The 24,073-nt window shown below is 64.5% G+C and carries 26 protein-coding genes; 14 read left to right on the top strand and 12 right to left on the bottom strand.

Annotated features, from left to right (window positions below):
• Together JT360_RS21925 and JT360_RS21920 are read left to right on the top strand one after the other, a co-directional pair.
• Positions 1-223 (top strand): hypothetical protein (locus tag JT360_RS21925; protein ID WP_214473967.1); only part of this gene is annotated, 223 nt, incomplete at its 5' end.
• A gap of 16 nt (positions 224-239) precedes the next feature.
• A complete protein-coding gene (locus JT360_RS21920; protein ID WP_214473965.1) occupies positions 240-2,111 on the top strand; it encodes a DEAD/DEAH box helicase in 1,872 nt (623 codons plus the stop codon).
• A gap of 3 nt (positions 2,112-2,114) precedes the next feature.
• Here JT360_RS21920 and JT360_RS21915 read toward each other — a convergent pair whose 3' ends face one another.
• A complete protein-coding gene (locus JT360_RS21915; protein WP_214473958.1) occupies positions 2,115-3,527 on the bottom strand; it encodes a glycosyltransferase in 1,413 nt (470 codons plus the stop codon).
• A 132-nt stretch (positions 3,528-3,659) separates the two neighbouring features.
• Between JT360_RS21915 and JT360_RS21910 the strand changes: the two genes are divergently transcribed.
• The 3 genes from JT360_RS21910 (at position 3,660) to JT360_RS21900 (ending at position 5,398) form a co-directional block, all read left to right on the top strand.
• Positions 3,660-4,367 (top strand): DUF805 domain-containing protein, encoded by a 708-nt coding sequence (locus tag JT360_RS21910; RefSeq protein WP_214473957.1) that lies wholly within the window; start codon positions 3,660-3,662, stop codon positions 4,365-4,367.
• Positions 4,368-4,527: 160 nt separating this feature from the next.
• Positions 4,528-4,959: an SRPBCC family protein gene (locus tag JT360_RS21905; RefSeq protein WP_214473956.1), complete on the top strand. Its 432-nt coding sequence runs from the start codon at positions 4,528-4,530 to the stop codon at positions 4,957-4,959.
• A 61-nt stretch (positions 4,960-5,020) separates the two neighbouring features.
• The gene (locus JT360_RS21900; protein ID WP_250888982.1) at positions 5,021-5,398 is read left to right on the top strand and encodes a MarR family winged helix-turn-helix transcriptional regulator; all 378 of its coding nucleotides are present in this window, start codon (positions 5,021-5,023) and stop codon (positions 5,396-5,398) included.
• A gap of 8 nt (positions 5,399-5,406) precedes the next feature.
• Here JT360_RS21900 and leuB read toward each other — a convergent pair whose 3' ends face one another.
• From leuB to leuD, 5 genes are all read right to left on the bottom strand, one after another.
• The gene (gene leuB, locus JT360_RS21895) at positions 5,407-6,510 is read right to left on the bottom strand and encodes a 3-isopropylmalate dehydrogenase (protein ID WP_214473954.1); all 1,104 of its coding nucleotides are present in this window, start codon (positions 6,508-6,510) and stop codon (positions 5,407-5,409) included.
• A 159-nt stretch (positions 6,511-6,669) separates the two neighbouring features.
• Positions 6,670-7,020 (bottom strand): VOC family protein, encoded by a 351-nt coding sequence (locus tag JT360_RS21890; RefSeq protein ID WP_214473953.1) that lies wholly within the window; start codon positions 7,018-7,020, stop codon positions 6,670-6,672.
• A gap of 10 nt (positions 7,021-7,030) precedes the next feature.
• Entirely contained in the window at positions 7,031-7,423 is a 393-nt protein-coding gene (locus JT360_RS21885) for a RidA family protein (RefSeq protein ID WP_214473951.1), read from the bottom strand.
• 304 nt (positions 7,424-7,727) lie between these two features.
• Positions 7,728-8,597, bottom strand: coding sequence for an Ivy family c-type lysozyme inhibitor (locus JT360_RS21880; protein WP_250888981.1), 870 nt, complete (start codon positions 8,595-8,597; stop codon positions 7,728-7,730).
• 212 nt (positions 8,598-8,809) lie between these two features.
• Positions 8,810-9,415, bottom strand: a complete 606-nt coding sequence (gene leuD / locus JT360_RS21875; RefSeq protein WP_214473949.1) for a 3-isopropylmalate dehydratase small subunit — start codon at positions 9,413-9,415, stop codon at positions 8,810-8,812.
• Positions 9,416-9,586: 171 nt separating this feature from the next.
• Between leuD and JT360_RS21870 the strand changes: the two genes are divergently transcribed.
• The 4 genes from JT360_RS21870 (at position 9,587) to JT360_RS21855 (ending at position 11,391) form a co-directional block, all read left to right on the top strand.
• The gene (locus tag JT360_RS21870; protein ID WP_214473947.1) at positions 9,587-10,012 is read left to right on the top strand and encodes a GNAT family N-acetyltransferase; all 426 of its coding nucleotides are present in this window, start codon (positions 9,587-9,589) and stop codon (positions 10,010-10,012) included.
• 87 nt (positions 10,013-10,099) lie between these two features.
• On the top strand, positions 10,100-10,417 hold the full coding sequence (locus JT360_RS21865) for an ArsR/SmtB family transcription factor (RefSeq protein ID WP_214473945.1): 318 nt from the start codon (positions 10,100-10,102) through the stop codon (positions 10,415-10,417).
• Positions 10,417-10,863, top strand: a complete 447-nt coding sequence (locus JT360_RS21860) for an SRPBCC family protein (protein ID WP_214473943.1) — start codon at positions 10,417-10,419, stop codon at positions 10,861-10,863. Before JT360_RS21865 ends, JT360_RS21860 begins: the two co-directional genes overlap by 1 nt.
• A gap of 36 nt (positions 10,864-10,899) precedes the next feature.
• Complete coding sequence (locus JT360_RS21855) at positions 10,900-11,391, top strand: SRPBCC family protein (protein ID WP_214473941.1); 492 nt, start codon at positions 10,900-10,902, stop codon at positions 11,389-11,391.
• Positions 11,392-11,643: 252 nt separating this feature from the next.
• On the opposite strand, the gene JT360_RS21850 is transcribed toward JT360_RS21855, so the two are convergent.
• Genes JT360_RS21850 through JT360_RS21840 form a run of 3 tightly spaced genes read right to left on the bottom strand, consistent with a single transcriptional unit; the run spans position 11,644 to position 15,117 of the window.
• Positions 11,644-12,810 carry an NAD(P)/FAD-dependent oxidoreductase gene (locus tag JT360_RS21850; RefSeq protein WP_214473939.1) on the bottom strand — a complete coding sequence of 389 codons (1,167 nt, stop codon included), beginning with the start codon at positions 12,808-12,810 and terminating at the stop codon, positions 11,644-11,646.
• A 28-nt stretch (positions 12,811-12,838) separates the two neighbouring features.
• Positions 12,839-14,434 (bottom strand): sensor histidine kinase, encoded by a 1,596-nt coding sequence (locus JT360_RS21845; RefSeq protein ID WP_214473937.1) that lies wholly within the window; start codon positions 14,432-14,434, stop codon positions 12,839-12,841.
• Positions 14,425-15,117: a response regulator transcription factor gene (locus JT360_RS21840; protein WP_214473935.1), complete on the bottom strand. Its 693-nt coding sequence runs from the start codon at positions 15,115-15,117 to the stop codon at positions 14,425-14,427. The genes JT360_RS21845 and JT360_RS21840 overlap by 10 nt, the downstream gene beginning before the upstream one ends.
• A 498-nt stretch (positions 15,118-15,615) precedes the next feature.
• Between JT360_RS21840 and JT360_RS21835 the strand changes: the two genes are divergently transcribed.
• Together JT360_RS21835 and JT360_RS21830 are read left to right on the top strand one after the other, a co-directional pair.
• The gene (locus JT360_RS21835) at positions 15,616-16,506 is read left to right on the top strand and encodes an HpcH/HpaI aldolase/citrate lyase family protein (RefSeq protein ID WP_214473933.1); all 891 of its coding nucleotides are present in this window, start codon (positions 15,616-15,618) and stop codon (positions 16,504-16,506) included.
• Positions 16,507-16,538: 32 nt separating this feature from the next.
• The gene (locus JT360_RS21830) at positions 16,539-16,745 is read left to right on the top strand and encodes a DUF1737 domain-containing protein (protein WP_214473932.1); all 207 of its coding nucleotides are present in this window, start codon (positions 16,539-16,541) and stop codon (positions 16,743-16,745) included.
• 18 nt (positions 16,746-16,763) lie between these two features.
• Here JT360_RS21830 and JT360_RS21825 read toward each other — a convergent pair whose 3' ends face one another.
• From JT360_RS21825 to JT360_RS21815, 3 genes are all read right to left on the bottom strand, one after another.
• The gene (locus JT360_RS21825; protein WP_214473931.1) at positions 16,764-17,045 is read right to left on the bottom strand and encodes a helix-turn-helix domain-containing protein; all 282 of its coding nucleotides are present in this window, start codon (positions 17,043-17,045) and stop codon (positions 16,764-16,766) included.
• Between the two features lie 13 nt (positions 17,046-17,058).
• The gene (locus tag JT360_RS21820) at positions 17,059-17,379 is read right to left on the bottom strand and encodes a type II toxin-antitoxin system RelE/ParE family toxin (RefSeq protein WP_214473927.1); all 321 of its coding nucleotides are present in this window, start codon (positions 17,377-17,379) and stop codon (positions 17,059-17,061) included.
• A gap of 246 nt (positions 17,380-17,625) precedes the next feature.
• Positions 17,626-18,048, bottom strand: a complete 423-nt coding sequence (locus tag JT360_RS21815; protein WP_214473924.1) for a metallopeptidase family protein — start codon at positions 18,046-18,048, stop codon at positions 17,626-17,628.
• Positions 18,049-18,227: 179 nt separating this feature from the next.
• Between JT360_RS21815 and JT360_RS33650 the strand changes: the two genes are divergently transcribed.
• The 3 genes from JT360_RS33650 to JT360_RS21805 are packed head-to-tail and all read left to right on the top strand — an operon-like array spanning position 18,228 to position 24,029.
• Positions 18,228-19,262: an ImuA family protein gene (locus JT360_RS33650; protein WP_250888979.1), complete on the top strand. Its 1,035-nt coding sequence runs from the start codon at positions 18,228-18,230 to the stop codon at positions 19,260-19,262.
• Complete coding sequence (locus tag JT360_RS21810; RefSeq protein WP_352128044.1) at positions 19,204-20,682, top strand: DUF6504 family protein; 1,479 nt, start codon at positions 19,204-19,206, stop codon at positions 20,680-20,682. Before JT360_RS33650 ends, JT360_RS21810 begins: the two co-directional genes overlap by 59 nt.
• Positions 20,679-24,029 carry an error-prone DNA polymerase gene (locus tag JT360_RS21805; protein ID WP_214473916.1) on the top strand — a complete coding sequence of 1,117 codons (3,351 nt, stop codon included), beginning with the start codon at positions 20,679-20,681 and terminating at the stop codon, positions 24,027-24,029. The genes JT360_RS21810 and JT360_RS21805 overlap by 4 nt, the downstream gene beginning before the upstream one ends.
• The last annotated feature ends 44 nt before the right edge of the window (positions 24,030-24,073 follow it).

Here is a 24,073-nt window from a genome sequence, read left to right as displayed (position 1 = left end):
CTGTCACCCATGCATCAGGTCCATTCTGTTACCTATCTATCGGCTGGACACCGGCAGGCAGGTGAGGGGCGGCGCCGAGGATGACAATTGCCGTCCGCGCCCGAGCCGGCGCGTGCCGCTTGCCCTGTACAAGAGCGGCGGCAGGAAGTACGAACGGCCAAGATTGTTTGGCTGGCGTGATGCCGGCCCCGGCTCGTGCTCCATGATGAGCGCAGAACCCTGAATTCCGAAAGAGCGAGATGTCCAACTTCGAAGGTATCGTTCCGGCGCTGGCAAAGGCGCTGGAAAAACGCGGCTATTCCGACCTGACGCCGGTGCAGAAGGCCGTGCTGGAACTCGGCCAGGCCGACGCGCTGGTGTCGGCGCAGACCGGCTCGGGCAAGACTGTCGCCTTCGGCCTTGCCATGGCGCCGACGCTTCTCGATGGTGAGGAACGCTTTACCCATGCCGCCGCACCGCTGGCGCTGGCGGTGGCGCCGACCCGCGAACTGGCGCTGCAGGTGACCCGCGAACTGGAATGGCTCTATGAAATGACCGGCGCCACAGTGGCGTCCTGCGTCGGCGGCATGGACATGCGCACCGAGCGCCGCACGCTGGAACGCGGCGCCCATATCGTTGTCGGCACGCCCGGCCGCCTGCGCGACCACATCACCCGAAACTCGCTCGACATGTCGGCGCTGAGGGCGGTGGTGCTGGACGAGGCCGACGAGATGCTCGATCTCGGCTTTCGCGAGGATCTCGAATTCATCCTCGACGCCGCGCCGGCCGAGCGCCGCACGCTGATGTTTTCAGCCACCGTGCCGCGCTCGATCGCCACACTCGCTCAGGGTTATCAGCGCGATGCCATACGCATTTCGGCCGCCGGCGAGGAAAAGCAGCATCTCGACATCGAGTATCGGGCGCTCAGCGTCGCCCAGGCCGATCGGGAAAATGCCATCATCAACGTGCTGCGCTTTTATGAGGCCAAGAATGCTCTGGTGTTCTGCAACACGCGTGCCGCCGTCAATCATCTCACCGCCCGCTTCAACAATCGCAACTTTTCCGTTGTCGCGCTCTCCGGCGAACTCAGCCAGTACGAGCGCAGCCATGCGCTGCAGGCAATGCGCGACGGTCGCGCCAAAGTCTGCATCGCCACCGATGTCGCGGCGCGCGGCATCGACTTGCCCAATCTCGAACTGGTCATACACGCCGACCTGCCGACCAACCCGGAAACGCTGCTGCACCGCAGCGGCCGCACCGGACGTGCTGGGCGCAAGGGCGTCAGCGCGCTGATCGTGCCCAACAGTGCCCGCAAGCGCACCGAACGGCTGCTGCAGAACGCCGGGCTCAAGGCGACATGGGCAAGCCCGCCCTCCGCCGACGATGTGATCCGCCGCGACGACGAGCGCATCCTCGCCGATCCGGCTTTCGACGAGCCGGTGAAGGACGATGAGCGTGATTTCATCGACGCGCTTCTCAGCCGGCATGGCGCCGAACAGGTTGCGGCCGCCTTCGTGCGCCAATGCCGCGCCAGCCGCTCGGCGCCCGAGGACCTGATGGAAATCGCGCCGTTCACGCCCTCGCGTGAGAAACTGGCGGGCGAAAACTTCGCGCGCCGCGACGAAGCGCCCAGCCGGCGCGACGATTTCGGCGCCAGTATCTGGTTCTCGCTGTCGGTCGGGCGTCGGCAGAATGCCGAGCCGCGCTGGCTGATCCCGATGCTGTGCCGCACCGGCAGCATCAGCAAGCGCGAGATCGGCGCCATCAAGATGCAGCCGGAAGAAACCTTCGTGCAGATCGCCGCCGACTGGGCCGATCGTTTTCTCACCGCCATTGGTCCCGACCGCAAATTGCAGGGCAACATCGTGGTGAAACGGCTGGAGGGCACGCCGGACCTGTCGCGGGCCGGATACCAGCCGCCGCCAAGTCCGGACAAGAAGCCGCATCGCGGCAAGGCGCCGTTCGACCCGAACGCGCCGAAGCGCAAATTCGAGAAGCGTGCACCGGCATCAGCCGACCAGCGTCCGGCGGCAGCGCATGAAGCAAAGCCGTGGGCGAAAAAGCCGGGCAAGCCGAAATTCGAAAACACCGGCGCGCCGAAGCACAAGAAGGCGAAGAAGCGGCCTTCTTAAAATCTAGAGACGGCGGGAGGCGCTCTCCTTCAGGCCGGCCTTGATGGCGGCCCAGCTGGCCGCCGCCGGCGTCGGCCGATGCTGCTTTGCAATGCGCTCCGCCAGCGATGAGCGCCAGCCGTGGTCTTCCGCCATCCTGCGGATCGCGGCGTACCAGCCGGCCTGATCATTGGAATCGATCGCCGGCATCAGCCCGCCGCTTGCCTCGATCAGCGACGGCGCTGTCGACACGATGACCGGGACGCCGAAATCGAGACATTCCGAGGCGCCGTAGCCCCAGCCCTCTATGTGCGAGGGAAAGACGCCGAACGTGGCGCTGCGATAATACTGGATAAGCTGCTCGTCGCTGACCAGTCCGGTGAACGTGACCGACTGGAGCAGCTCGGGATGGGCCTTGAGATAGGCGCGCAACGGCTCGATCATCCAGCCCCAGCGCCCGGCGCAGACAAGCCTTGGCAGCTTGACGCCGTCTTCCAGCGCCTGCTGCCAGACTCGCGCCAGGAGGATGTGGTTCTTGCGCACTTCGATGGTCGAGCAGTAGAGCACGAACGGCTCGTCGGTCTCGATGCGCGAGGTCGTGCCGGCGCGCGATGCAATTGCGTGCAGGATGGAAGGCATCGGGAAGCGGTACACCACCGGCGCCGCGATGCCGGCTTTGCGCATATGCTCGGTCAGCGTCGCGCCAACCTCCTCGGACGCACAAAATGCCGGCGCCCCGGAACGCACGAGCTGTTCGAGATACGAGCCAAAGCGCCTCTCGCTGGTGCTGGTGCCGAGCAGATCGGGGCGCAATGTCGGGATCAGGTCGTGGCAGAGGAAGGCAAGGTCTCCGGCGGCGCCCGAAACCGCGGACCGGTCTTCCTGGGTCAGGATGTGATGGCTGATCAGCATAATTCCCTGTTCAGTCTCGGCCGGCTCACTTGCGGTGTCCTCACGCAAGCCAAACCGGACGCTCGCCCGCTGGCAGAGACGATAGGCGCGGATCAGCAGCCGCGTCGCCTGGTAGGCGATCCCCTTGCGGCCGTTGGTCACCGTCTTGGCCAGATGACGATCCGCGTCGAGCCTGCCCCATGGCTGCCGCCTCGCTGCCTCGAAGGCCTGCGACAGCGCCGTGCGTCTTCCTGGCCAGCATTTGACACGATGCGGTGAAATCTCGCCCGCCGCGACATGGTCCTGCTCGAAAGGCGCAAGCGGCCGGAACCGGCCTTCCCAAGGCCTGAACGCCACCACCTCCACACAAGGGTCGGGATCCGCCAGCGCGGCATTGACGAGAAAGCTTTCCACCCGGGGAATGCCCGCCAGGCCCTTGCCGCGCGGCCAGAACATCAGGCCGGTGGCGTCGATGGCCAGCCTTGGAGGCTTTGTGACTTCCCCCTCCCCGCTCGCGGCGCTGGCATCAGAACGCTTGACTGTCATTGTCTGCTTTTGGTGAAGACGATTGCGGTTGGCGTCTTATGCTTCATTTGCCGCCGATGCGGTAGCCAGAGCGCACAGCCTTGCCCACGACGCCGCCGCCGTGTCACATCTTGGCCGGCGAGGGGGTGGGCGATGCGCGGCGAAGTTCTTCATTATGACGAAGATCAGGGTTTCGGTTTTATCACCGGGGCCGATGGCAGCCGTTACACGGTCAGGCGCGAGGACCTGCGCCACCAAACCGCCCTGGCGCGGGGCACGGCGGTGGAATTCCAGCCAGGCGGCGGCCAGGCGCGTGACGTTTTCTCGATCGCCGCCCAGACCGCCGGCCCGGCCCCAGACGCCGCCGTGAACGCCGCACTGGCCCAATCCGGCCCTGCACCGGCGGGTGCGCCCCCGACACAGCATTTCGGCCGATCGGCCGAACCAGCCGAGCCCACCGGTCTCTGGGACTATTTCTGGCGGGGCCTGACGCAGAACTATTTCAATTTTGGCGGACGCGCCCGGCGCAAGGAATATTGGGGCTATTGCCTGTTCTGGACGATTGCGTTGCTGGCGGTCATCGGCATTGGCGTTTTCGCGGATGTCGAGATAGGCAATTTCGACAGCATCGAGATGCCGGCGGTGACGATTGGGCTCTTTGGCGTTTTCCTGCTGGCCACCTTCCTGCCCAGCCTCGGCATGATCGTGCGCCGCCTGCACGACCTCGGCCTGACCGGCTGGCTCTGCCTGGTCATCCTCATCCCGAGCATCGGCATGCTGATCATCCTGGTCTTCGCGCTGATCCCGACGCAGGGACGCGAAAACCAGTGGGGGCCGGTGCCGGCAGGCGTCAGGGTTTAGACGCATCCCAACATACGTTCCCCCTTCGTAGCCCGTGAAGGAGGGGCTGCCGGACGGCTGAGCTGCACGGCTGAAGATTCCTCTTGCAATATAATCCGCGCACAGATAGTCTGTGCACAGATCGAATCATCGATCGGACAAGATGGATGGAGCCAAGACAATGTGGACCAATGAATACACCGCAATTTCCCCCCTCCCGGCGCAAGCCATCTGGAACGCGCTGAAGGCGTTGCACGAGGGCCGTCTCACCTATGAAGGGTCCGACACCTTCGTGCTGCACGGCCCGTTCGCCAAGGGCACCCGCGTCTCCGTGACTCCTGTCGGCCAGGACACGTTCGAATCGACCATCGTCGATCTCGTCGACAACGTCACCTATGCCGACGAGACTTCGTTCGGTGACACGAAGCTGCTGTTCAGGCATACGTTGGTCCCGGTCGAAGGCGGCACGCAGGTGACCCACCGGCTGGAGATTTCCGGCCCTTCGGCCGCCGAGGTCGGACCCGAGCTCGGGCCGCAGATCAGCGGCGATTTCGACACCTCGATGGCCAGGCTTTTCGAGCAGGCAAAGGAGTTTGCGAATGGCGGCCGATGAGCTGAACACGCGTTTCAGCGGACCTTCGGAGAGTCCCGGATTGTTGCTCTGGCGAACCACCATGCGCTGGCAACGCGTCATGACGGCGGCGCTTACCCCCCTCGACCTGACGCATGTCCAGTTCGTTCTGCTGGCTTCGGCAATGTGGCTTGGCCGCAATGGCGAGCCGCCCAACCAGGTGCAGCTCGCCGCACAGGCCGGCACAGAGGTGAAAATGACGTCGGATGTCGTCGCCCGGCTGGAAGTCAAGGGTTTGATCGCGCGGGAGGCCGACCCCAGGGATTCCCGCGCCAAGGTGATCCGCATCACCCCAGCCGGAGCCGCCGCTGCCCAGCGTGCCATCATTGCCGTCGAGGCCGCCGACGCGGCCTTCTTCGAACCGGTGGACGAGGCGCAGCTGGTCCACCTGCTGCGGCAGCTGGCCGGCGATATCCGCTAAGGCTGGAACTATGCCAGGAACTTGGCGATGATCGCGTCGCCCATCTGAACCGTGCCGACCTCGGTCATGCCGTCGGACATGATGTCTTTCGTCCGCAGGCCCTGGTCGAGCACGGCGGCGATGGCGCCTTCCAGTCTGTCGGCTTCATCGACCATTCCGAAGGAATAGCGTAGGCACATGGCGAAGGAGGCGATCATGGCGATCGGATTGGCGATGCCCTTGCCGGCAATGTCGGGCGCCGAGCCGTGCACCGGCTCGTAGAGCGCCTTGCGCTTCTTGGTCTTCACGTCAGGCGCGCCGAGCGAGGCCGACGGCAGCATGCCGATCGAGCCGGTGAGCATCGCGGCGATGTCAGACAGCATGTCGCCGAACAGATTGTCGGTGACGATGACGTCGAACTGCTTTGGCCAGCGCACCAGCTGCATGCCGCCGGCATCGGCCAGCATATGGTCGAGCTTGACGTCGGCGTAACGCGCCTTGTGGGTCTGGGTGACAACCTCGTTCCACAGCACGCCCGACTTCATGACATTGCGCTTTTCCATCGAGGTGACGTGGTTCTTGCGCGTGCGTGCCAATTCGAACGCGACGCCGGAAATGCGCTCGATCTCGAACGTGTCGTAGACCTGGGTGTCGATGCCGCGCTTCTGGCCATTGCCGAGATCGATGATCTGCTTGGGCTCGCCGAAATAGACGCCGCCGGTCAGCTCGCGCACGATGAGGATGTCGAGGCCTTCGACCACCTCCTGCTTCAGCGAGGAGGACGCGGCCAGCGCTGGATAGCAGATGGCGGGCCGCAGATTGGCGAACAGCTCCATGTCCTTGCGCAGCCGCAGCAGGCCGGCTTCGGGGCGCACCTCGTAAGGCACCGCATCCCACTTCGGACCGCCGACGGCGCCGAACAGCACCGCGTCGGCGGCAACAGCCTTTGCCATGTCGGCATCGGAAATCGCCGCACCATGCGCGTCATAGGCGCAACCGCCGACCAGGCCTTCGTCGGTGACGAAGCCGCTGCCGAGCTTTTCGTTCATGGCCGCGATCAGTTTCTTGACCTCGGCCATGGCCTCGGGGCCGATGCCGTCGCCGGGGAGCAGGAAAAGATTTTTGGAAGCCATGGAGAACCGTCCGGAAAGATTTGAACCGCGGCCTTGCTAAACGCCAAGCGGTTGCGACGCAAGGAGGAACGCAGCGATCAAGGACAACCCCCTTACGTCGGCGATCCTTCGCGCCCCCCTCTGTCCTGCCGGCATCTCGCAGATTGCAGCGCTTGGCCATCACCGATGCGAAAGAATGTTGACCAGCCGGCCAAAGGGATCGCGTACATAGAAGCGCCGGACGCCCCAGGGCTCGTCGGCCGGTCCGTATTCGATGGCGAAGCCGGCGGCCATCATGCCTTCGAGCGCGGCCTCGACATCGTCGACCTCGATCGACAGATCCGGCACCGGCGTGCCGGAGCCGCCTTGCGCCATGAAGGAGACCTGCACCTGCATCTTTTCCCCGGAACCGTAAGTGGCGATCCAGCCCTGATCCATCAGCACGTCGAGGCCAAGCACATCGTGATAGAAGCGCCTCGCCGCTGCCGCGTCCCGGGTCTCGATGTTGGCTACGATGCGCCGGACCTTCATGGCCTTGGCCTCAACTACCTGAAGCCGAGCGCCTAAGCGCCGTGACCTCAATCTCGATCTTCATTTCCGGCTTGTTGAGCTGGCACACGATCATCGTCGCCGCCGGCCTGATGTCGCCGAACGTCTCGCCCAGGATCGGGAAGACCAAATCCACGAAGGCCTGGTCGGTGATGTAGTAATGCGCCCGCACCACATCCGATATATCGAAGCCGCCGTCCCTGAGCGCCTTGCCGATCGTCGACAGGCAGTTGCGCGTCTGCACCTCGACACTGTCCGGCATCGTCATCGTCGCATAGTCATAGCCGGTCGTCCCCGACACGAAGCACCAGTCGCCCTGCACCACCGCGCGCGAATAGCCGGCGGTCTTTTCGAACGGCGAGCCGGTGGAGATGAGCTTACGCATGAGAGCTCTCCTTGCATTGATCCGCGTCCGTCTAGCAGAGGGAGGGAGGTCCGGTCGTGGGCCAAGCCGAGCGGACCGTTGTCACGATGTCTCGAAGCGCAACTTCGGAGATTAGCCAGAGCATCCCCTCGCATCGTCATCCTATGGCGAAGCAAGGAGCGGAGCGACGCGGCGCAGACCATAGGATCCATGCCGTGACTTCAAGGCGTTGCAGCGGTTCAGAAATTCTGCTCCGCCGCACCCTGTGACCGCGGTCACGGCATGGATCCTCGGGTCAAGCCCGAGGATGACGAAGGTGGAAACCCTAATTCGCCGACCCCAGCGCCTTGTCCAGCGCCTCTTTCACATCGGCCGGCCAAGTCGCAACCGCCGGCCAGGCGTTCGGCTCGCCATTGTCGCCGCGGCGGGCGAAGTAGAGCTTGTGCTTGGCCGGGTCGACCGCCATGAAGCCGTCATTGCCGCCGCAGGCATGCGGCACGCAGCCGCTGGCATAGAAGGCGCCCGAAGCGGTCTTTTCCGTGCCGCCGCCGACCAGCAGGCTGGTCGCCATGTCGGTCATGTCCTTGCCGAGCAGCGTCTCGGCTAGCTTGTAGATGGCCTCATTGTGGAAGGCATCGATGATGTTCTGATACTTTTCGGGATTGATGTCTTTCCAGTCGGTGCCGGGTTCCGGCATGTAGGTCAGATTGCCCGATGTGGTCAGCCCGTCCGTCGGCGACCACTGCAAAGCGGGCCTCTCCTCCCCCGGCAAAAGATAAGGCACGAAATAAATGGCGTTGTCGGACACCGCCGAGGGCGGTGCGCCGCACTCGTCCTGCTCGACCTTGGTGCTCTGGATGGTGCCGCCTTCCGGCTTCCAGACGATCACCGTTGCCGGGCCGCATTGATTGCCGCCATCGCCGACATCGAACAGCGCCACCTTGACGCCGCCGACTTCCACGATCTTGTCGAAGAAGACATCATAATTGCTGGCCAGCTGCTGGCCGTCATAGGCCAGCACCTTCTCGCCAAACTGTTCCTTCTGGGTGATGGTCAGCTGGCCACCCTCGAACGGCACGGGGGCTTGGCTGTCGTCATCGGCAGCATCGGCGGCGTTGTTTCCCGTGCCAGCGGTCGCCGGTGCCGGCTGCGCGGCGGGCGTCTGCGTCTGCGCAAACGCGGTGGGGGCCAGCAACAAGGCAAGGCCGCAAACGCCGGCCAGAGCAATTCCAGGAAAAGTGTGAAACGGTTTTCCGTCTGGAATTGCGTTAAAACAAAGAGATAGAGCGGTTCGGCGTTTCCGGGAAACGATGAACCGCTCTAGAAGCGAACGTGTCATGACTGTCCTCCCTCAGTCGCCACCAACCCGGCCTGGAAGGGCCGGACCTGTTCGTCGGACGCGGCCGCTCAGGCCCAGGGGCGCTGTTCGGCGTTGCGCTTCTCGAACGAGGCGATGGCGCCGGCCTTCTCCATGGTCAGACCGATATCGTCGAGCCCATTGAGCAGGCAGTGCCGCTTGAAGTCGTCGAGGTCGAACTTCACCACGCCGCCATCGGGACCACGGATTTCCTTGGCTTCGAGGTCGATCGACAACGTGGCATTGGAGCCGCGCGAGGCATCATCCATCAGCTTCTCCAGATCCTCGGGGCTGACGGTGATCGGCAGCACGCCGTTCTTGAAGCAGTTGTTATAGAAGATGTCGGCGAACGAGGTCGAGATGACGCAACGGATGCCGAAATCGAGCAGCGCCCACGGCGCGTGCTCGCGGCTCGAGCCGCAGCCGAAATTGTCGCCGGCGACCAGGATCTGCGCCTTGCGATAGGCCGGCTTGTTGAGCACGAAATCCGGATTTTCGGAGCCGTCGTCATTGTAGCGCATCTCGGCGAACAGGCCGGTGCCAAGCCCGGTGCGCTTGATCGTCTTGAGATAATCCTTCGGGATGATCATGTCGGTGTCGACATTGACGATCGGCATTGGAGCGGCGACGCCGGTGAGCTTGGTGAATTTTTCCATGGCTTTGGCCCGTGTTTTCGTTGCGGGTGGATTTGCTGAGGCACGGTTTACACAAAGCCGCGGGCAAATAAAAGGCAATCGTTTGTGCGTGGTGGCCAGTTGTTTGTGCAGGGCGGCCAGTTGCGCAAAACGTGCTTCAAATTCTCAACCCGATGGTGCAGTCTGGCGGGCATGGCGCAAAACCCCCTCGTCCTCTACGCGCGCGAAGCAGCGCTCGGCATCGCCGAATTCCGCCGTGTGCTGATGGAGTCCGGCCTCGGCGACACACGCCCTGTCGATGACGAGGCCCGCCTGCAGGCGATGCTTTCGGGCGCCAATCTGGTGCTGACCGCGCGTCTCGACGTGGAGGGCAAGCCGCTGATCGGCGTTGCCCGCGCCGTCACCGACTTCTCCTGGGTCTGCTACATCTCGGAGCTCGCCGTTTCCCAATCGGCGCAGGGACTCGGCATCGGCAAGGGCCTGATGGACGAGGCACGGCGGCAGCTCGGGCCATCCGTTGCCATCAGCCTGATCTCGATGCCCGACGCCGTCGGCTTCTACGAACGCATCGGCATGATGCGCATGCCCGACGCCTTCTGGTTTTCCCGCAAGGGCTGACATTGTTTCTCCCGTGGCCGCATCCGGCCGCCGACGGCGCGCGATCTTGCCGCTTGACATGCAACCAAATGGTTGCATATTAAAGCCATGAGCATGGATGCCGTCTTTCGCGCTTTGGCCGACCCGACACGCCGGCAATTGCTGGACAGCCTCCATGCCAGCAATGGGCAGACGCTGAATGCGCTGTGCGCGGAGATGGCCATGACGCGCCAGGCGGTGACCAAGCATCTGGCGATCCTGGAGGAGGCAAACCTCGTCACCACTGTCCGCCGGGGCCGAGAGAAGGAGCACTACCTCAACCCGGTTCCGATCAACGAGATCGCCGAGCGCTGGATCGGCAAATTCGAGCGAGGGCGGCTGACAGCCCTCGGCGATCTGAAGAAACGCCTCGAAAGGGAAGACTGATGAGCAACAGCTTCGTTTACGTGACCTACATCCGCACCACGCCCGAAAAGCTCTGGGAAGCGCTGACCGAGCCGGAGTTCCACCAGCGCTATTTCCTCGGCGCCCAGATGCAGAGCGAGTGGAAGCCGGGCTCGCCCTGGAAGATGGTCTATGCCGACGGCCGCGTCACCGACAGCGGTGAGGTCCTCGAGATCGATCCGCCCAGGCGTCTGGTGATCAAATGGCGCAACGAGTTCATGCCGGAGGTCAAGGCCGACGGCTACACCACCTGCACCTTCGTCATCGAGCAGGAAGGCGACATGATGAAGCTCGCCGTCACCCACGCGGCCGACGGTCCGCACAAGCTGCTGGAGCATGTCGGCAACGGCTGGCCGCTGATCCTGTCGAGCCTCAAGAGCCTGCTCGAAACCGGCAAGGGCCTGTCCCGCCCAGCATCCAAGGGCTGAACACTTCGTTTCGGCAGCGAAACATCGGAGGCGGTGATGACACATCTTCCCGTGGTGCACAGCATGACCAATGGCGAGACCATCTTTGCAAGCGCCGACATCGATGCGCCCGCGGAACGCATCTTCCGCGCGCTGGTCGGCAAGGAAGTCGAGCAATGGTGGGGGTCCGCCGATACCTGCCGGATGGTCGACTGGTCCGCCGACCTTCGCGTCGGCGGCCGCTGGACCGTCGTGGTCCGGACGGCTGACGGCAGGGATCTGCCGGCCGGTGGCGAATTCCTCGAGATCGAGGCGCGACGGCGGATCGTGCAGACGCGGGCCTATGCATGGGACCATCCGACACTTGGCCGACGGCAGACAACGGTCGCCTGGCTGCTGGAGCCGATCGCCAGGGGCACACGCCTCACCATCTGCCATGGCGGTTTTGCCGGGCGGAGCGAAGCGGCGGCCGAGCATGCCGAGGGCTGGGGCCGGGTGCTGGCCTGGCTGCAGGCTTATTTGGGTGCGGGAAGCCGCGTGGCGGCTTAGAGGCTGTACAAATTCGGCTGGCCTACGGATAGCACCAGCAAGTGCAGACCTCGGCGCCGCCCCTCATTGCCCTGCCGGGCATTTCTCCCGTAAACGGGGCGAAAGAAGCGGCCCAAGCCTCGGGGCCCGATTCTGCGACGCCTATGATTGGCGAAGCCAGTGATACCAGCGTCCCTCGCCCCGTTTACGGGGAGAGGATGCCGGCAGGCAGGTGAGGGGCGGCGCCGACGTCGAAGGATGAAACCGCTTTGCTCAAATCACATTCAATTCCCGGAACGCCCTTCCTTCAGCCACGCGCCCATACCCAAACGCCCTGCAATCCACCGTCCGATACCCGCCATGCACGATCAGCTCGGCCAGCGCCTTGCCCACCGCCGGCGCCTGTTGCAGGCCGTGGCCGGAGAATCCGTTGGCGAAGAGGAAATTCGTCACCTCTGGATGCGGGCCGATCACCGCGTTCTGATCGAGCGTGTTGTAGTCATAGTGCCCAGCCCAGGCGCGGGTCGGCTTGATTGCCTCGAAGGCCGGAATGCGGGTTGCCAGCACCGGCCAGATCACCTCTTCGAACAATGGCCAGTCGACTTCGAAATCGCTGGGGTCGGCCGGGCCGTCGCCCTCCTCCGGCTCGGCGCCGCCGGTGAGGTAGACCGAGCCTTCCGGGCGCACATAAATGCCGGAGGGGTCGACCAGCAGCGGCATGTCGGCATATTTCTCGCGCGCCTCGAAGACGAAGACGTTGCGCTTGCGCGGCTCGACCGGCAGCGCCAGCCCGGCAAGGGCCGCGACCTTGCCGGCATTCGGCCCGGCGGCGTTGATGACGGTACCGGCTTGCAATGTCTCGCCATTGTCGAGGCTGACACCGGTGACACGGTCGCCTTGCCGCTCGATCCCGGTGACATCAGCGGTGATGAAATCGATCTTCTTGTCACGCAGCGCCTTGCGGAACAGCGTCAGCATCGCATGCGCGTCGAACCAGCCTTCGCCGGTCCGGCCATAGGCGCCGGCGGAAATGCCTTCGGTCGACAGCCAGGCGAAGCGCCGCGTCAGCTGCTCCGCATCCTCGAGCACGATGTCAGCGCCCTCGCCGATCTGCGCCGCGTGATTGGCCTCGAGGATCGGCAGCCCGGCTTCCCCGGCGAGGATCAGATAACCGCCTTCGCGGAATCCGATATCGGCATCGGTGCCGAAAGTCTCCTTCAGCCGCCGGAACAGTTTCAGCGTGAATTGCGACAGCCGGATATTTTCCGGAATGGAGAATTGCTGGCGGATCGAGGCCATGGACAGCGTCGTTGCCGCGTGCGCGAATTGCGGATCGCGCTCGATCAGCGCGATGGAGCCGGAAAACCCTTCCTCGCGCAGATAATAGGCAATGGAGGACCCGACGATGGCCCCGCCGATGATGACGATGTCGTAGCGCATTTTTTCTCCGATCCGGTCGGCGGCCTGTCTATGCCGCCGGCAAAACAATCTCGAAGCGCGTGCCGCGTTCGGAGTCAACCAGCCGGATCGTACCATCATGCGCTTTCAGGAGGGCCAGCACGATGCCGAGGCCCATGCCGGTGCCGCCGGTAGAGCGCCGCGTGGTGAAGAACGGCTCGAAGATGCGCGCCCGGTTGCTCGGCGAAATGCCGGCGCCGTCGTCGCTGACCAGCAGCGTCGCCTTGCCGCCGGCGCTTGCGGCGGCAATCGAAACCAGCGTCGCGCCGTGTCTTGCCGAATTGTCGACGAGGTTGGCAAACACGATCGCCGCGTTCTCCGCCGACATGCGCAGCCTGAGATCGCCACCCGCCTCGACCCGGACCGCCAGCCTGGTCTCGACGGGAAGCAGCGCCAGCGCGGCGCCAATCGAGGTGGTTTCACCGCTCGGTGCGAGGTTTTCCGCCCGCGCCAGATCGAGCAGGCGGCGCACCAGCAGGTTGAGCCGCCCCGCATCGTTGACGATGTTGTTGGAGAAGCGCCGCCGCTCGGCATCGTCCATCGCGCTGCCTGAATCGCGCAGCAATTCAGCCGCGCCCTGGATCGCCGTCAAAGGCGATTTGAGCTCGTGCGAGACATGGGTGGCAAATGTCTGGATGCTGTCCGATCGTGCCTGCAGTTTTTCCGCCATATCGAGGAAGGCGGCGGAAAGCTCGGCCATTTCGTAGGTGCCATGGTGGTCGAGCGGCCGCATCGCGTCGCGCTCGCCGGCGGCGATACGCTGCGTGCGGTCGATCAGCGCGTAGATCGGCCGGCTGACAGTGCGCAGGAACACCAGGCCAATCAGCAGCGTGCCGCCGAGAATGGCGATGGCCGCCAGGGTCACCTTGCCGCGCTCTCCATAGAGATGTTTGATGATGTTGTTGGGTGTCCGCGAGACATAGACCACGCCGGCGACCTTACCGTCGACGGCCACCGGCAGGGCGACGAAGACGCGCACCCTGGTGCCGCGGCTGACCGAATAGAGCGGTGGCGTCGGCTGGTCGGGAATGCGCAGGCGGAGCGCGCTGGCATAGTGTCCATCAAGCGCGGCACGCACCTCCTCGACCTCCGCCAGCGACTGCCCGACCTCGCCGCGCCCGGCGATGACCACGCCTCGTGGGTCGAGCAGCCGGAAGCCGGCCAGCGTGGTTTTCTGCGTGGCGTCGAGAACGCCCGACAGGCGCGCGCCGATCGCGGCGAAGGCGGGATCGGCGGTGGCTGACTCCGCCGCCGGCCGGGTCGGAAGCACGTAATCCGAAGCGAGATCGAGACGCGGTTCGATCGGCCGGTAGGGACCGTCGGCGCTTCGGCTCGCGCTTCCGTTTGCCTGCGGCATCGGCGTGCCGAGCTTTTCCGGGGCAATGCCGGCGTCGCGGACGTCCCGCGCATAGATGGCGGCGATGGCGGCGCCTTGCGCGATCAGTTCCGCCTCGGTCTGGCGGATCAGCTGATTCTCGTAGAGCCGGAAGAAGAACAGGCCGACCAGCGGCAGGGCCATCACCAGGATCAGGATGGCGACAACGACCGTGGCAAGGCGTGGCCGCCATTTCAGGCCAATCCACTTGCTGGAAGTGGTCAGCCGCATCGGCCGAGCCGGAAGCCGACGCCATGCACGGTCTCGATGGCATCCAGGCAGCCCACCGCCGTAAGCTTGGCGCGGATGTTGCGGATATGGCTGTCGACGGTGCGGTCGGCGACATGGATCTTGCCGGCATAGGCATTGGCCATCACCGCGTCGCGGTCGAGCACATGCGTGGGCCGCGCCAGAAACCCTTTCAGGATCGAGAATTCGATCCCGGTCAGGGCCAGCGGCTGGCCGTCGAAGCTGGCGGCGTGGCTGGCTGGCGCCAGGGTAAGCTTGCCATGCGCGAACCGCCTGTCGTCGACCGGTTCGGGCAGCACCGGCCGGGCACGCCGCAGGATGACGTTGACGCGGGCGACCAGTTCGCGCGGGGAAAACGGTTTCGTCACATAGTCGTCGCCGCCCATTTCGAGACCCAGCACCCGATCGATTTCTTCGTCGCGCGCGGACAGGAACAGCACCGGCACATCGGATCGCTGCCGCAGCCGCCGGCAGACCTCCAGCCCGTCCATCTCCGGCATGCCGATGTCGAGCACGACAAGGTCAGGCGTGCGCCGTTCGATCGCCTGCAGGGCAGCGGCGCCATCGGAAACGGCGGTTGTCTTCATGCCGGCCTTTTCCAGCGCGAAGCAGATCACTTCGCGTATATGCGGGTCATCGTCGGCGACCAGGATGTGATGCGGCATGGATCAGATGTCCGGCACGGCTTGGGTCGCGGAGGGAATCACGGATGAGGCTCTGGTGTCCAGAGTGCGCGGCAGGCGCCAGTCACGGAAAGCTCCAGGCGCGCCAGTTCCGCCGGGCGATGCGATACCAGCCTTCGTTTCTGCCACGCGGACGAAAGGAACGAGGATCACCGTAGGATTCACACGCGGCGGATCGACCAGCCACCAGCCGTCGCTGCGCAGCCGATGAGGCAGGGACCAATGGAGTTTTGCTCGCTCGTGCATGCCGCCTGTCTCGCAGGCCGGCAGGGAGGCGGCAGGGCGGATCCAAGGAGATTTTCCGCAAGCGTGTGCAGTTTTCGTGCAGAGGCAGGGCGCAATCACTTTGGGTTCGAATTCGCCCGCCCCTCCAAAGGTTGGCGCCGCTGATCTTGACGATTAGCCGACCGCGCGCAAACTTCACCCGATGCAATTGCTCCAGCGCTTGCCTCGACCAACCGCACGCGGCATAGATCGGACATGGATACGTACCGCCCGCGCCGCTCGGTGCTCTATGTCCCGGCCTCCAACGACAAGGCGCTGGCCAAGATCGGGCAGCTTTCCTGCGACGCCGTCATCATCGATCTGGAGGATGCCGCTGCCTCGGCCGACAAGATCGCTGCCCGCGGAAAGTTGCCGAGGATTTTCGCCAGCCGCCCTGCCGCCAATCACATCGGCCGCCGTTGCGAAATGGTGGTGCGCATCAATCCGCTGGCTAGCGAATGGGGCGCCGACGACCTTCTGGCCGCCGCGAGCTGCGAGCCCAACGGCATTCTTTTGCCCAAGGTCGACACGCCGCGCGACCTGCTCGAAGCCGGCGATCTGCTCGACGACAATTCTGCCCCCGACAGCGTCAAAATCTGGGCGATGATCGAGACGGCCAAGGCGCTGCTCAACATCGGCGTCATCGCCGAGCTCGGTCGCGATCCCGCCTCGCGGCTCAGTTGTTTCGTTGCCGGAACGAATGATTTGGTGAAAGACACCGGTGTGCTGGCGACTCCGGATCGCCGCTACCTCATGCCTTGGCTGATGCAGATGGTGCTGGCCGCGCGCGCCGGCGGTCTCGACATACTGGACGGTGTCGCCAACGATTTTCGCGACCTCGACGCCTTGGCCCGCGAATGCACGGAGGCGGCCGCCATGGGGTTCGACGGCAAGACCCTCATCCACCCGGCCCAGATCGAAGCGGCGAACCGCGCCTTTGTGCCGTCCGCGGAAGCGGTGGCCGAGGCACGCGCGGTGAAGAACGCGTTCTCGCTGGCCGAAAATGCGGGCAAGGCCGTGATCGCGCTGAACGGCAAGATGGTCGAGCAGCTGCACCTGGTACAAGCTGAAAAACTGCTGGCGAAGGCCGCCGCCATCGGCGAATGATCCAGCTAAGGTGTTCACGACAGGACTGAAAAATGAAACTCTACCGCTTTCTGACCGGCCCGGACGATGCCAGCTTCTGCCATAAGGTGACGGCTGCGCTGAACAAGGGCTGGCACCTGTTCGGCTCGCCGACCTATGCCTATGACAAGAAAGCCAAAACCATGTGCTGCGGCCAGGCCGTGGTCAAGGATGTCGACGGCCAGGAATATGGGCCCGATACCAAGCTCAGCGACTGGTAGTCGCCGGCAACGATAGCATCAAGCGGCTTCGGCGATATCAAGACGCACGGTAAGTCCGGCCAGTGCGGCGAGATTGATCAATGTATCCAGACTGAAATTGGCGATCCTGCCCCGCAGGAGGTCGTTGAGGCGCGGCTGGGTAATCCCGAGCCGGTTGGCTGCTTCGGCTTGGGTAACATCCCAGCTGCGCACCCGCTGTTCAATCGCGATCAGCAAGGTGGAGCGCATGGTCATGTTGGCAGCCTCGGCCGGAGTATCTTCCAGCGCGTCCCATACGTTCTCAAAACTCTGGCGTTCCATCGTCATACCTCCACTAGATTTGCCTGAACCGCGATGCGGCAAGATCCAGATCTCGTTTCGCCGTCTGTTGCGTCTTCTTCTGGAAGGCGTGCAGCACATAGATGGCGTCGCCTATGCTGGCGACGTAAAGCACCCGGAACGCGCCGGCATCGTCACGGACGCGGATTTCCCGCACGCCTGGGCCTACCGTCGTCATCGGCTTCCAGTCGCTTGGCTCAAATCCGAGCTGGATCTTATGAAGCTGGACACCTGCTTCCTTGCGCGCCGCTTCTGGAAAATCCCGGAGCTGGGCAAGAGAATCTCCAAGAAACTCTAGTCGCTTCGTCACCGGCATGACAATCTTATATCAAAACTTGTATAACTGGACAAGACGGGGACGCGTGTGATCGGCTCGCCGAGCCAAAACCATGCGCTGCGGCCAGGCCGTGGTGAAGGATGTCGACGGCCAGGAATGGGCCCGATATGAAGCTCGGCGACTGGTAGAGCATTCCGCTGAAGCGAGCATAGAAACGCCGGCAGGACAGAGGGGGGCGCGAAGGAATGAGGCGCTGATTACGCACCGCTGCTCGGCGGCGCTCAATTATTCTACCGCCTCTTCGATCCGCTCCATGTCATCGTCCGACAGGCCGAAATGGTGGCCGATCTCGTGGATCAGCACGTGGGTGACGATGTCGCCCAGCGTCTCCTCGTTTTCGGCCCAGTAGTCGAGCATGGCGCGGCGGTAGAGCGTGATGCGGTTCGGGCCTTCGCCGGTCTGCGGGTTCCAGCGTTCGGCGATGCCGCGCCCCTCGAACAGGCCGAGCAGGTCGAACGGCGTTTCCAGCGACAGATCGTCCATGATCTCGTCGGTCGGGAACTCGGCGATCTGGATGACGATCTCGCCGGTCAGCTTGCGAAACTCCTCCGGCAGGTGGGCGTAGGCCTCCAGCGCCAGGAACTCCAACTCCTCCATCGACGGCGCAAGTTCGTCATGCCAGGTGCGGGTCTTGTAGATGCGGGCCATGCTTTGTCCTTTGATCCGGCATATAGGCTTTCGTGCCGGTCGAGGCAAATGATGCGGCCGATGCCCTGCAGCATGCCGCGGCAAGGAATAAATTCCTTAGGACTCTGCTTGACTCTTCCGGCGCCCTCTGGAATCAATAGGAACATAACAGGAACAATTGTGAGTGGAAGCTGACCGTCATGGCGATGACCGCCGTGGCGCGGGAAACTGTTTTTGCCCTGCGCCGCCAGATCGCGAAGATCGAGGGAACGCTGCCCGAGCGCCTGCAGGCGCCGGCTGGCGCGCCTCTTGATGCCGACGTCAATGCCGACATCACATCCAACGCGGATCTCACGATCGTCCGGCGCGGCATCGCCGCGGCGTTGCCGGATGCCTTCCTGCCCATCGGCATCGAGCGCCTCGATGCCGCCCTGAGCGGCGGCCTGCCGAGAGCCGCGCTCAGCGAAATCCATGGCCTGGAAACCCGCAATGCCGGGGCCGTCGCCGGCTTTGCCCTGTCGCTCACCAGCCTGATCCTCAAAAAGGCGCACGGGCTGCCGGTGCTGTGGATCGGCACCACGGAGATTTTTCGCGAGGCCGGCTTTCCCTATGCCAGGGGGCTGCATGCCTCGTTCGGCATCGAGCCCGAGCAATTGCTGTTTTCCGAGGCGCCCCGGCTTGTCGATGCGCTGTGGATCGCCGAAGAGGCCGCCCGGATGACCGCGCTCGCCGCCGTCATCCTGGAAATCCGCGGCAATCCGCAACGGCTGGACCTGACCGCGACACGCCGGCTGCATGCAAGGGCGCAAAGTGCCGGCCGGCCGGTGTTCCTGCTGCGGCAGGCGGCCGGGCCCGAACCGACGGCAGCGCCTGTGCGCCTGATCGTCTCGTCGGCGCCGGCCGTGCCGCGCGCCACGGTCGCCGGCCCGCTAGCCGGTTCGATCGGCCGCCCGGCCTTCACCATCACCATCGGCAAGAGCCGCACGGCCCTGCCTGGACAATTCACACTGGAGTGGAACCCCGATGAACGCGTATTCGACGAAAGAACGGGCGACGAAAGAAGGCAACGGGCAAAGAATCCTGTCTCTGTGGTTTCCCTATCTGGCAGCGGAAAGAATCCTGCGGCAGCGTCTGGGGCGGTCCTGGCGTTCCCGGCCGTCGGATCACCCGCCCCTGGTGATCAGCCACCGCCACGGGAACGCACAGCGCATCTCGGCCCTCGACGAGCGGGCTGAGGCGCTGCACCTGAAACGCGACATAGGCATTGCCGATGCGCGCGCCATGCATCCGTCGATCGACATCGTCGAGGCCGATCCCGAGGCCGACCGCCGCCTGCTCGAAGGCCTTGCCGACTGGTGCGACCGCTACACCCCGCTGGTGGCGCTGGACGGGGCGGACGGCCTGTTTCTCGACGTCACCGGCTGCACCCATCTGTTCGGCGGCGAACGCGCCATGCTGGACGACATCCTGTCGCGCTTCTTCCATCAGGGCTTCGATGTCCGCGCCGGCCTTGCCCCGACGCCGGGCGCGGCCTGGGCGGCGGCACGCTTTTGCGGCGATCGCATCGTTGTGTCAGGCGAGGAGGAAGCGCTGCTGGCGCCCTTGCCGCTGGCCGCATTGCGCATAGCGCCGGAAACCCGCGCCAGCCTGGAAAGCGTCGGCCTTCGCACGGCGGGCGCCGTCATGGCCGCACCGCGCGCGCCGCTTGCCCGCCGCTTCGGCGCCGCCTTGCTGCTGCGTCTCGATCAGGCGCTTGGCCGTCTTGACGAGGCGGTCTCGCCGCGCCTTCCCGTCGCGCCGCTTTCGGTCGAACGTCATCTGGCCGAGCCTGTCACCCTGACCGAGGACATTGAGCGGCTGGTGGGCTTGCTGGCAACAACGTTGAAGACCGATCTCGAGCGCCGTGGCGAGGGCGCCCGGACGCTGGCGCTGCTGCTCTTTCGTGTCGACGGCGCCGTCAGCCGCATTGCGCTCGGCACCTCGCGGCCGATGCGCGACCCCCGGCTGATCCAGAAACTGTTTCATGAAAGGCTGGCCGCGCTCGAGCAGGACATCGATGCCGGCTACGGCTTCGATCTGGTGCGGCTCTCTGTGCTGGCCGCCGCCGCTTTCGACATGGCGCAGGCCGATCTGACCGGGGAGGTGGCCGATGACGGCGCCGACATCGCCCTGTTCGCCGACCGCATACGCGCCCGGCTCGGCGAGGGCGCGGTGCTGCAGCCGGTCACTGTGGAAAGCCATCTGCCGGAACGCGCCGTCGCCATCGTCCCCTTCACCGAAACCCCGCGCCGTGTCACGCCGCCGAAGAAGCCGGACAGGATGCAGGCGCCGATGACCATCTTCCCGCCGGAACGGCCGATCCGGCTGTTCCGCGCGCCCGAACCGATCGAGGTGCCGGCCACCGAAATGCCGGAGGGACCGCCGCTGCACTTTCGCTGGCGCCGCGCGCTCTATCGCGTTACCCGTGCCGAGGGACCGGAACGCATCGCCGCCGAATGGTGGCGGCAAGCGCCAGGCGACGCCGCGGCATCGACACGCGACTATTTCCGCATCGAGGATGCCGACGGCCGCCGCTACTGGCTCTACCGGCAAGGGCTTTACGGCGGCGTCTCGCAGATCCCGCCGCGCTGGTTCATGCACGGGGTCTTCGCATGAACGCGCTGACCGTCATTCCCTATGCCGAGTTCGGCATCCAGTCGAATTTCTCCTTCCTGCGCGGCGCTTCCAAGCCGGAGGAGCTGGTGGTGGCGGCCAAGCTCCTGGGCTTCTCCGCGATCGGGCTTGCCGACCGCAACACGGTGGCCGGCGTGGTGCGCGCCTGGCAGCAGGCCAAGGTCGAAAACCTCTTCTACCACCCCGGCTGCCGGCTGGTTTTCTGCGACGGCACGCCCGACATTCTCGCTTATCCCAGGGATCGCAAGGGCTGGGGGCATCTCTGCCGCATGCTCACCCAAGCCAATCTGCGCGACGAGACCGAAAAGGGTGCCACCCTGCTCCAGCGCAACGATCTCCTCGAATGGGGGGATATGATGTCGCTGGCGATCCTGCCCGATCTGACGGCCGGCGCGGAAGAAAGCCTTGCCCTGCTTCGGAAGCTCAAGGACCGCTTCGGTAAGGCCCTGCGGCTTGGCGTCTCGCCCTGTTATGCGGGCAATGACCGGTTCCGGATCGAGCAGGCGGCGGCGTTTGCCGAGAGTCTCGGCATGCCGCTGATGGCGACCAACGATGTCCTCTACCACACGGCCGAACGCCGCCCCTTGCAGGACGTGCTGACCGCGATCCGCCTCAACACGCCCGTCGCGGAAGTGGGCCTGCAGCTGACCGCCAATGCCGAGCGCCATTTGAAGCCGCCGCTGGAGATGGGTCGCCTCTTCCGCCGCCATCCGCAGGCTCTGGCCGAGACGTTGCGCTTCGGGGAAGAATTGGCCTTCTCGCTCAGCGACCTCCAGTACAATTATCCGGACGAGCCGACGGAATCGGGCCTCGGGCCGCAGGCCGAACTGGAGAGACTGGCGCGGGAGGGTGCGGCCAGGCGCTATCCCTCGGGAGTGCCTGCCTCCGTGATCAAGCGCATCGAGGAAGAACTCGCTCTGATCGAGCGCCTCAACTACGCCCGCTATTTCCTGACCGTCTACGACATCGTCAAATTCGCCCGCAGCCAGGACATCCTCTGCCAGGGCCGTGGGTCGGCCGCCAATTCGATCGTCTGTTTCTGCATCGGCATCACCGAGGTGGGGCCGGACAAGATCGATACGCTTTTCGAACGCTTCATTTCCGAGGAGAGGAACGAACCGCCCGACATCGATGTCGACTTCGAGCATGAAAAGCGCGAAACCGTCATCCAGTATATTTACGAGAAATACAGCTCCAAGCGCACCGCGCTTGCCGCCGCCGTCATCAGCTATCGCGGCCGCTCGGCGCTGCGCGAAGTGTCGAAGGCGATGGGCCTGTCCGAGGATGTCAGGGCGTCGCTGTCCGGCTCGATCTGGGGCTGGTCGACCTCGGAACTCGGCGAGAAGGAAGCCCGCGCCGGTGGCCTCGACCGCGCCGATCCGGTGTCGCGGCATGTGATGGAGTGCGCCAACGAGATCATGGGCTTCCCGCGTCATTTGTCACAGCATGTCGGCGGTTTCGTCATCACCAGGGACCGGCTCGACGAGATCGTCCCCATCGTCAAGACGGCGATGGACGAGCGCAAGATGGTCGAATGGGACAAAGACGATCTCGATGCGGTGAAAATCCTCAAAGTGGACATCCTGGCGCTCGGCATGCTGACCTGCCTCCAGCGCGCCTTCACGTTGCTCGAAAATCATTATTGCGTGAGGGACGGCTATGGCAGGCCACTGACCCTGGATACGATCGCCAAGGAGGACGGCCGCGTCTACGACATGATCTGCCGCGCCGACACGATCGGCGTCTTCCAGATCGAATCGCGCGCGCAGATGTCGATGCTGCCCAGGCTCAGGCCACGCAGCTTCTACGATCTGGTCATCGAGGTGGCGATCGTGCGGCCCGGCCCGATCCAGGGCGATATGGTGCATCCCTATCTGCGCCGCCGGCAAGGCAAGGAAGACGCTGAATATCCCAAGCCGGAACTGAGAGAGATTCTTGGCAAGACGCTGGGTGTTCCCCTGTTCCAGGAACAGGCGATGAAGATTGCCATCGTCGCCGGCGGTTTCAGGCCGGGTGAGGCCGACGAGCTGCGCCGCGCCATGGCTACGTTCAAGCGCACCGGCACGATCGGCAATTACCGCCGGCGCATGATCAAGGGCATGACGGACAGAGGTTACACGGAGGATTTCGCCGAGCGCTGCTTCAAGCAGATCGAGGGTTTCGGCGAATACGGCTTTCCCGAAAGCCATGCCGCTTCCTTCGCTTTGCTCGTCTATGCCTCCTGCTGGTTCAAGACCTTCTATCCCGACGTGTTCTGCGCCGCGATCCTGAACGCGCAGCCGATGGGGTTTTACCAGCCGGCGCAGCTGGTGCGTGACGCGCGCGACCATGGCGTCGATATCCGCGAGGTCGACGTCAATTATTCCGTCTGGGACTGCACCCTGGAGAAAGCGCCTTTCGACCCGGCCCGCATCCTGCCGCGCCATGCCGAAATGCGCGGCGTCATCGAGACGGACCATGCGGTGCGACTCGGCTTCAGGCAGATCAAGGGCCTTTCCAAGGAACGCATGGAGCAATTCGTTGCGCGACGCGGCGCCGGCTACTCGACCGTCCGGGATGTCTGGCTGCGCTCCGGCCTCGATGTCGGCGAGATCGAAAGGCTGGCGCAGGCCGACGCCTTCCGTTCGCTCGGCCTTGATCGTCGTGAAGCCTTGTGGGCGGTGCGCGCGCTGGACGGCAAGAGTGCCGCCGAAAAACTGCCGCTGTTCGACCAGCCGGCGCTGCGCCTGCGCGAACTGGAACCCGAGACGAAACTGCCGAAAATGCCGCTCGGCGAGCATGTCATCCACGACTACCGCTCGCTCGGCCTGTCGCTGCGGGCACACCCTGTCGCCTTCCTGCGCGAGCGGCTCGACCGCGCCGGCGTCACGCCCAATGCCAACCTCCCCTCGGTGCGCGACGGCAGGCGGGTTTCCGTCGCCGGGCTGGTGCTGGTGCGCCAGCGCCCCGGCAAGGGCAACGCGATCTTCCTGACGCTGGAGGACGACAAGGCGGTCGCCAACGTCATCTTCTGGGAGAGAACCTTCACCCGCTTCCGGCCCATCGTCATGGGCGCGCGCTTCGTGAAGGTCACCGGGAAATTGCAATCGGAATCCGGTGTGGTCCATATCGTCGCCGAGAAGGTCGAGGATCTGACGCCCTGGCTGACCGTGCTTCTGGAGAAGGTCAGTGGGGCCGGGCAGCCGGCGGCCACCTCCCCGACCGCCAAGACAGAAGTCCCGGATCGCGATGGCCGCCCCGCGCTCCGCAACGCGCCGATCAAACAGGATCTCGCAACGCTGTCGGAGGAGGCGGAACAGGTCATGCCCAAGGGGCGCAATTTCCAGTAGGGCGGTTCCCTAGTTTTGCATCTCAACGTCGCGGTGATGCAGAA

The organism is Mesorhizobium sp. dw_380 (assembly GCF_018588885.1).
Lineage (GTDB): Bacteria > Pseudomonadota > Alphaproteobacteria > Rhizobiales > Rhizobiaceae > Mesorhizobium.
This window is presented reverse-complemented; position numbering and strand designations above follow the sequence as displayed.